Origin of the sequence: uncultured Campylobacter sp. (assembly GCF_938045225.1) — a bacterium.
Lineage (GTDB): Bacteria > Campylobacterota > Campylobacteria > Campylobacterales > Campylobacteraceae > Campylobacter_A.
Map to the genome: position 1 here is coordinate 1 of NZ_CALINL010000222.1, position 7,927 is coordinate 7,927.

The following is a 7,927-nucleotide window of genomic DNA, read 5'->3' on the forward strand; positions in this document are numbered from 1 at the left end:
ATCCCAAAAGATAATTTGCAGTGTCCCAGCTTTGTCATCAATAACAGCAATGCTACTATTGTCTACTTTTGAAAAGATACGATAAAGTGGTTGGCGAGATTGATCGAAATCAGTATTTGGCGTTACGTGCCATCCCCATAATTGGCGTGAATCACCGGTATTGACAACAAGCTCTGTCCGAATCTGTCGAAGTCCATATTTAGTAAAGGAATAAGGCGTTGCATTGTGCTTACCCTTCTGGACTTGGTACTGGAGTAATTCTGTAATTGGGATATGGACTAAAGGATTCCCCTGTGCCAACACGCATAGGGGAATCAAATGTAATACTATCAACAAAAATAGCTTCCTTATCATACTAGTTCTTCCAACTCATTGAGCCAATCTGTCGACATGGCATCCGTAGGCATCCGCCAATCACCACGTGGGGAGAGGCTTACACTGCCCACCTTTGGACCGTCTGGCAAGCAGGAACGCTTGAATTGCTGTGAGAAGAATCGACGGAAGAAAATGCGTAACCAATGTAAAATTACACCATCGGCATAGACATCATGGAAAGCATTTTGGGCTAACCAGTAGATTTTAGAGGGGCGGAAACCACAACGAAGAACGTAATAAAGGAAGAAGTCGTGAAGCTCGTAAGGGCCAACGAGGTCTTCTGTCTTCTGAGCAATATCTCCCTGTGCATCAGCAGGCTTCAACTCTGGTGAGATAGGTGTTTCCACGATGTCGGTCAATATCTGACGTACGTTCTCATCCTTAGTCGTATCGGCAGCATAGCGCACAAGATATTGTGTCAGCGTCTTTGGAACACCCGCATTCACGGCGTACATGCTCATGTGGTCGCCATTATAGGTACACCAGCCCAAGGCAAGTTCGCTGAGGTCACCCGTACCGATGACAAGTCCGTTCATCTGATTGCTGAGGTCCATCAAAATCTGCGTACGTTCACGTGCTTGTGCATTCTCATAAGTAGAATCATGTACCTCTGGGTCATGACCAATATCCTTAAAATGCTGTAGAACTGAGGCTTTAATATCAATCTCTCGAATTGTAATACCAAGATTTTCCATCAGTGCCATAGCATTCTTATAGGTTCGGCCCGATGTTCCGAATCCCGGCATAGTAACACCGACGATGCCTTTACGGTCAAGCCCAAGTTTGTCAAAGGTTTTGACAACAACAAGGAGGGCAAGCGTGGAATCAAGTCCACCACTGATGCCGATAATGGCTGATTTACAATCAGTATGTACTAATCTCTTTGCCAATCCGCTGACCTGAATGTTATAAATTTCATCGCAGGCATCCTGCATATTCTCTGACTTAGGAATGAAAGGATGCTGGTCGAACTCTCGTGTCAGTGTAAACTCACGAGGATTGAGTGGAGGCTGACAATCAACATGTAAGGCGAGTTCGCCAATCTGCCCAGTGATACCCGCTAATCCTGAAGCAACAGGACGTTGTGCGTTGACAAAGGTGCTATTGGTGCGGCGTTCGCTACGTAAATTTTCAATGTCAATTTCAGAAATAACTAACTGTGGGTCAAGCTGGAAACGCTCTGATTGCTTTACAAGTGAGCCATTATCAAAAATCAGCGCATTGCCACCAAAGGCAACATCTTGCGTACTCTCACCGAAACCGCTACTGCTATAAACATATCCGCTAATGGTACGAGCACTCTGCTGAGCAAGGAGCGACTTTAAGTAAGCATGCTTTCCGATGAGTTCATCACTCGTTGAAAGATTGAAGATAATCTCTGCACCTGCCAAGGCAAGATGATTGCTTGGAGGCGTTGGAGCCCATACATCCTCACAGATTTCAATGGCAAAGGTTGCACCCTCTGATGTACGGAAAATCTGTAACTCTGGCGTTACGAGAATATTATTACCAGCAAAGAGAATATGCTGCGGGCGAAGGTCTTGTGAAGACGCAAACCATCGTTTCTCATAAAACTCGCTGTAATTAGGTAGGAAGGTCTTAGCTACGATGCCTAAGAGTTTTCCTTGTTGGATGACCAATGCGCAATTAAGAAGCAGCGCACCCACAGCAACAGGCGCACCGACAATGACGGTGATATCTAATTTGCGGGTAAATTCGAGTAATTCAATGACGGCTTGCTCAGTATCATCAAGAAGAAGCTGCTGCTGAAAAAGGTCCTGACAAGTATAACCCGTTATCGAAAGCTCTGGGAAGACAATAATCTCTACGCCCTGCCCGTCGGCAACAGTAATCTGCTTCTCTGTTTCTATAAGGTTGAACTTTGTATCTGCAACCTTCACTGCAGGAATGGCTGCAGCAACCTTTATAAGTCCGTGTTTCATATAAAACGCAAAATTTATTTAATTGTTACCTGAGTAGCTCCATAGCCGTATTCACGGAAAGAAGCATCTTGATAAGAATAATGCTTGTATTTATAATTAAGTTCGTGGATGATAGCATGGCGCAATACGCCTTCGCCCTTGCCATGAATAAAGATGAGTTTCTTACCACGATGAGCCTTATATTGCTCAAGCGTACGACGGAAGGTATCTAACTGATATTCAAGAATATCGGCTGCACTCATACCCGCTGTTGTCTCAAGCTTACCGCCGTCAAGTAGCCTTTTTACGATCTTGTGCTCAGGCGCCAAGGCCGCGTAGCTAACGCCGTAAATCGTATCCGGGCGCGTAGTAAATACCTCAAACCCCTCTATCTGCTCGCCGCCTTCTAAAATTTGCTTCGACTCCTCGTCAAGCTCAAATTTAAACTCCAAGCCAAAGCTCTTGCCGATCCAGTTTTCCTGCATCGTGAGCACTTGAGACGGCCATTTGCCCTCAAGGCGCTTTAGGTCGTCTAGTAGTTCTTGCGCGTAGTCGGTGATCTTTAGGTAGTAGCCAGGTAGCTCGCGCTGAATAACGGCATTACCACATCTCCAGCAGCACCCGTCCTCGACTTGCTCGTTTGCAAGCACGGTTTGGTCGTATTCGCACCAGTTCACGACCGCGCTTTTGCGGTAGACCAACCCTTTTTCGTACATTTTGATGAAAAATTCTTGCTCAAATTTAGTATAAAGCGGATCGGAAGTCGCAAATTCGCGCTTTTTAGAAAAGCTAAGCCCTAGCGTCTCAAGCTCGCCGCGCATGTAGTCTATATTTTCGTAAGTCCAAATTTTAGGATGGATTTTGTGCTTTATCGCCGCATTTTCCGCAGGCATACCGAAGCTATCAAAACCGATCGGATGAAGGACGTTGTAGCCGCGCTTGCGGTAGTAGCGAGCCAAGGCGTCGCCGATGGTGTAGTTTCTCACGTGCCCCATGTGGATACGTCCGCTAGGATACGGAAACATGCTTAGGATATATTTTTTAGGCAGGCTATAGTCATCTTTGGGCTCAAATTCGCCGTTTTTGCTCCAAATTTCTTGCCATTTTTTTTCTATTTTCGCCGGCTCGTATTTTAAAATTTCACTCATTTTTACTCCTAAAATTCTTCTTGCGTCTTGCCGGACTCGACCAAAACAAGCGCTAACGAAAAGATGTTTGCTATAGCAGCGCCGATCGCTAGCGAATACGCCATGTGTGCGTTGCCGTTTACCTGAAGCAGCACAAAAGCCGGAATAAGATGCAAGTCAGCCACTAGCGAGCTAGCAAAAAGCTCTGCGGCAAAGATGTTTTTGACGCCGATTTTTAGCAGCGTCGAGATCACGTTTACGCTCGCCGCAACAAATAGCGCAATCTCGTTTTTATCGTATAAAAACCCAGCCGTCGTCGTTAGGCTCATAAGCGCGAAAAATATATAAACAACCTTGCCCCAGTTCATCGCTTCTCCTTATATAGTGCCTTTTTCAAACATCGCGCGTTGCTTGTCTTTTTCTCTTTGTACGCGCGCCTTTTCTGCTTCCATAGCGCGGTATTTCTCCACGCTAAATTTAAACCACAAAAGCATAGGCGCAGCGACGAATATCGAGCTAAGCGTACCGATGACTATGCCCACTATCAACGCCAAAGAAAATCCGTGTATCATATCTCCGCCGAACAAAAATAGCACGACGACCGTGATGAGCGTGGTGCCCGAAGTGAGTATCGTTCTAGTTAGCGTCGCGGAGACCGATTCGTTTATTATCGTGTCAAGATGCGTGCTCTTGCTGGTTTTGATATTTTCTCTGATACGGTCAAAGACGATGATCGTATCGTTTAGCGAGTAGCCTACGACCGTAAGGATCGCTGCAAGAGTGTCCAAATTTACGTCGATAGCAAAAAAGCTGATCGCACCCATCGTGATCACGACGTCGTGTATCTCCGAGGCCACCGCCGCCATCGCAAATCTCCACTCAAATCTAAACGCGATATAGATCAAAATACCCACGAGCGAGATCGCAAGCGCCATCACGCCCTTTTCGCGTAGCTCGTCGCCGACTTTTGGTCCGACCACGTCCGTACGGCGGATTTCAAATTTGCCCGTATCTTTTAAAAGCTCGGCTACGCCAGCTCCGACGTCGCTACCCAAATTTGAGTTTGCCCCCGAAAATCTAATCGTAACTTCTTCGGCTGAGCCAAACTCCGTAACGCTCGCGTTTTTATAAGCTTCGTCTTTTGCTAAAGCCGCGCGAATTTTATCCAGCGAGACCGCGCTATCGTATTTCACCTGGATGAGCGTACCGCCGGAAAAGTCGATGCCGTAGTTAAAGCCTTTCGTCGCCATCAAAAAAAGCGAACCGAAAAATAGCACGGCTGAGACGGCTAGCGCGATGTAGCGCTTGCTCATAAAATCATAAACATGTGCCTTTGAGAAAAATTGCATTTATACCCTTTTATAACCGAACCAAAACCGCGTGTTACCGCTTTTTTCTATTTTATTTATAATCGTATCAAACATACCGTGAGTACCCAAGATCGCCGTTATCATCGAGGCGATGATACCTATACCCATAGTAACGGCAAAGCCCTTGACCGGACCCGTACCGTAGGCGTAAAGTACGACCGAGGTGATAAGCGTGGTCAAATTTGCGTCTATGATCGCGCTCATCGCGTTCTCGTAGCCCTTTTTCACGCTCGTTGCGATACTGGCCCCGTCGCGCAGCAGCTCTCTGATACGCTCGTTTATTATGACGTTAGCATCGACCGCCATACCGATGGTTAGCACTATACCTGCCATTCCCGGTAGCGTTAGAGCAGCGCCGAACATCGCCATCACGGCGACTAGTATTAAGATATTTGCGACAAGCGCGATATTTGCCAAAATGCCGCTAACACCGTAATAAGCTATCATAAATAGCACGACCAAAACCGAAGCCGAGGCTAGCGCGATCATAGATTGTCTTATACTATCGGCGCCTAGACTTGGTCCTACGCTTCGTTTTTCTAGCATTTTGACCGGAGCTAAAAGAGCGCCGCTTCTAAGAGCGATAGCTACGTCGTGAGCCTCCTCTACGCTAAATCCGCCGCTTATCTGACCGCTTCCGCCGCCGATTCGCTCGTTTATCGACGGAGCCGAGTAAACCCTACCGTCAAGCACGATAGCTAGGCGTTTGCCGACGTTTGCGCCGGTAAAATCGCCGAAAATTCTAGCTCCCTCGGCGTTTAAAGTAAAGCTGATGATAGGCGAGTTCGTGCGCTGATCAAAGGCAACCCTAGCGTCCGTTAGCATCGCGCCGTCAAGTACGGGGATGTTTTTTACGACGTATTTTATCTGCTCGTTTTTGACGTCCGGATAGATGATATCGCCGTAGCTCTCAGCCTCGGCCTCACTCATAGAGTTTGCCTGCGACTGGCGCTTTTCATCGACGGCCATCAGTTGGAGGTGCGCGGCTTTTGCGATGAGATCGCGTGCTCGCTGCTCGTCGGCCGCCGTTTTGATACCAGGAAGCTCGACTAGGATATTATCCTTGCCCTGTCTTGCTACCGTAGGCTCGGCTAGACCGAACTGATCAAGGCGGTTTCTGATCGTTTCGACCGCTTGATTTATCGCGTATTCTATCGTCTCGGCCTTCTCGGTGTCGGTTAAACCGACCGAGTATTTTAGCCCGTCTTTTTGTACGTTAAGACCCTTGATATCTTTTAGCATGCCGTCGATTTTAGCGGCTTCGTCCGCGTCGAGTAGCTCGAAGTCCACCTTATCCTCGCGAATCTTAAAGCTATCGATCAAAACGTCCTCTTTTTTAGCAAAATAGTTCACGCTAGCGGCTATCGACTTAATCTTTGAGTGTACGGCCTCCTCGGTCTCGACGCCAAGAAGCATATGAAGTCCGCCCTGCAAATCAAGACCTAGACTGATTTTAGAGCCGCCTAGCTTGTCCGTAAAAGACGGCGCGGAAAAAATAATGCCGAAAATCAAAGCCAAAGCAAAGATGATCAGCCTATACGTTATTTTGCCGTTACGCATTTGCTTTCGTCTCTGTTTTTTCTATTTTTCTCGCGACGAATTCGCGTGAAACGCGCACGATTACGTCGTCGTTAAGCTTAACTCTGATAAAATCCTCTTCCGGTTTTATCACCTCGCAGATTAGTCCGCCGCTAGTTATGATCTTGTCGCCCTTTTCGAGTGCGGCTAGCATCGCGGCATGAGCTTTTTGCTGTTTTTGCTGCGGTCTGATAACCAAAAAATAAAATATCGCGAAAAGCACGACTAGAGGCAGTAATGAAGCTACGAAATTTCCTTCTTGCATGGGGTTCCTTGATAAAAAAAATTTTAAGCCCCTATTTTAGCACTAAAATTATAATAAAAGCCTTTGTCGGCGCGATTTTAATCTCAAATTTTATACTGGCCGATCTTTTAGGCGGCGAAATTTTAAATTTTATCTCGCCGTTTTTTGCGATCGCGGGCTTTTATTTGCTGCTCAAATTTGACCGCCGCGGCTTTTTTTGGACAGGATTTTTTGTCGGGATTTCATGGTTTTACTGGATCAGCTTTAGCCTCGTTTATTACGAGCTTGGCTACCTCATCCCGCTTGAAATTTTAGCTATCGGGATCATCTACGGCGCGCTGTTTTTGATAGCAGGTATCCCGGCTCAAATTTGGCTAAAGGCTTTGCTGCTTATCCTAGTTTCAAACGTCCATCCATTCGGCTTTAACTGGCTAAATTTAGAAGCCGTTTTCGTGCCGGGCATATTTGCGCCAAATTTACTTGCGCTTGCGTTTATTTTTGCCGCGATTTTGTGCCTGTTTTACGTCAAAAACCGCCTCAAATTTATCGCTTTTGCCGCGCTTTTAGCCTGCGCCGTTCAGTACGATACACCAAATTTTAAGACTCTACCTTTTGAAGCAAAGCTTGCAAACACCGAAGTCGCACAAGAGCTAAAGTGGCAAAAGCAGCTAAAAAACGAGTTTATAAATCAAAATTTAGCCATCATTGATGAGGCGATAAACGCAGGATTTAGAGCGGTTATTTTGCCTGAGAGCGCCTTTCCCGTCTATATGACGCACGAGCGAAATTTGACCTCCGAACTACTCGAAAAGTCGCAAAAGATCGCTATCGTCGCCGGCGCGCTAGCTCGCGAAAACGGCACGAACTACAACTCGGCGTTTTTCTTTGACCGCGGCAAGATACGGCGGATGGATAAATTTATCCTCGTGCCTTTTGGAGAGGAGATCCCGCTACCGGCTTTTGCTCGCGATTTGATAAATAAAATATTTTTCGGCGGACACGAAGACTTTAGCACCGCAAAAACGCCTAGCGACTACGAGATAGAAGGCGTAAAAATAAGAAACGCGATTTGCTACGAAGCTACTCGCGACGAGCTTTTCTCGGGCGATTTCGACGTAATGATAGCCGTCACTAACAACGGCTGGTTCGTACCTAGCACGGAACCGACTTTACAGCGCGTACTCTTAAAATACTACGCTACGAAAGACGGCAAAGTAATCTACCACTCGGTAAACGGTTCAAAATCCGAAATAATTAAGCCTAAAATTTCGGCTATTGAAACTTTTCGACGATATTTTTAACTACGGTCGA

The 7,927-nt window shown here is 46.5% G+C and carries 8 protein-coding genes and 1 pseudogene; 1 reads left to right on the forward strand and 8 read right to left on the reverse strand.

Annotated elements, in window-relative coordinates:
• The 8 genes and pseudogenes from Q0200_RS08030 to yajC form a co-directional block, all read right to left on the reverse strand.
• On the reverse strand, positions 1–354 hold a 354-nt coding region (locus Q0200_RS08030; protein WP_297940020.1), incomplete at its 3' end, for a hypothetical protein.
• Positions 351–2,318, reverse strand: coding sequence for an NAD(+) synthase (locus Q0200_RS08035; RefSeq protein WP_297940021.1), 1,968 nt, complete (start codon positions 2,316–2,318; stop codon positions 351–353). The genes Q0200_RS08035 and Q0200_RS08030, both read right to left, overlap by 4 nt.
• Positions 2,319–2,332: 14 nt before the next feature.
• Positions 2,333–2,560 (reverse strand): Smr/MutS family protein, encoded by a 228-nt coding sequence (locus tag Q0200_RS08040; protein WP_297940028.1) that lies wholly within the window; start codon positions 2,558–2,560, stop codon positions 2,333–2,335.
• 30 nt (positions 2,561–2,590) lie between these two features.
• A pseudogene (locus Q0200_RS08045) lies at positions 2,591–3,445 on the reverse strand (class I tRNA ligase family protein); the annotation flags it as partial.
• Positions 3,446–3,453: 8 nt separating this feature from the next.
• Positions 3,454–3,792 (reverse strand): DUF6394 family protein, encoded by a 339-nt coding sequence (locus Q0200_RS08050; RefSeq protein WP_297940022.1) that lies wholly within the window; start codon positions 3,790–3,792, stop codon positions 3,454–3,456.
• Positions 3,793–3,801: 9 nt separating this feature from the next.
• Complete coding sequence (gene secF / locus Q0200_RS08055) at positions 3,802–4,773, reverse strand: protein translocase subunit SecF (protein WP_297940023.1); 972 nt, start codon at positions 4,771–4,773, stop codon at positions 3,802–3,804.
• Entirely contained in the window at positions 4,774–6,354 is a 1,581-nt protein-coding gene (gene secD, locus Q0200_RS08060) for a protein translocase subunit SecD (protein ID WP_297940024.1), read from the reverse strand.
• Positions 6,347–6,637, reverse strand: a complete 291-nt coding sequence (gene yajC, locus Q0200_RS08065) for a preprotein translocase subunit YajC (RefSeq protein ID WP_002953039.1) — start codon at positions 6,635–6,637, stop codon at positions 6,347–6,349. The genes secD and yajC overlap by 8 nt, the downstream gene beginning before the upstream one ends.
• On the opposite strand from yajC, the gene Q0200_RS08070 reads away from it, so the two are divergent.
• Positions 6,610–7,917 (forward strand): apolipoprotein N-acyltransferase, encoded by a 1,308-nt coding sequence (locus Q0200_RS08070; RefSeq protein ID WP_297940025.1) that lies wholly within the window; start codon positions 6,610–6,612, stop codon positions 7,915–7,917. The genes yajC and Q0200_RS08070 overlap by 28 nt on opposite strands.
• Positions 7,918–7,927: the final 10 nt, after the last annotated feature.

Bases quoted from the DNA above. Each gene is read 5' to 3' on its own strand.
- secD (WP_297940024.1), bottom strand. From the start codon at position 6,354: ATGCGTAACGGCAAAATAACGTATAGGCTGATCATCTTTGCTTTGGCT.
- Q0200_RS08035 (WP_297940021.1), bottom strand. From the start codon at position 2,318: ATGAAACACGGACTTATAAAGGTTGCTGCAGCCATTCCTGCAGTGAAG.
- yajC (WP_002953039.1), bottom strand. From the start codon at position 6,637: ATGCAAGAAGGAAATTTCGTAGCTTCATTACTGCCTCTAGTCGTGCTT.
- Q0200_RS08040 (WP_297940028.1), bottom strand. From the start codon at position 2,560: ATGAGTGCAGCCGATATTCTTGAATATCAGTTAGATACCTTCCGTCGT.
- Q0200_RS08050 (WP_297940022.1), bottom strand. From the start codon at position 3,792: ATGAACTGGGGCAAGGTTGTTTATATATTTTTCGCGCTTATGAGCCTA.
- secF (WP_297940023.1), bottom strand. From the start codon at position 4,773: ATGCAATTTTTCTCAAAGGCACATGTTTATGATTTTATGAGCAAGCGC.
- Q0200_RS08070 (WP_297940025.1), top strand. From the start codon at position 6,610: ATGAAGCTACGAAATTTCCTTCTTGCATGGGGTTCCTTGATAAAAAAA.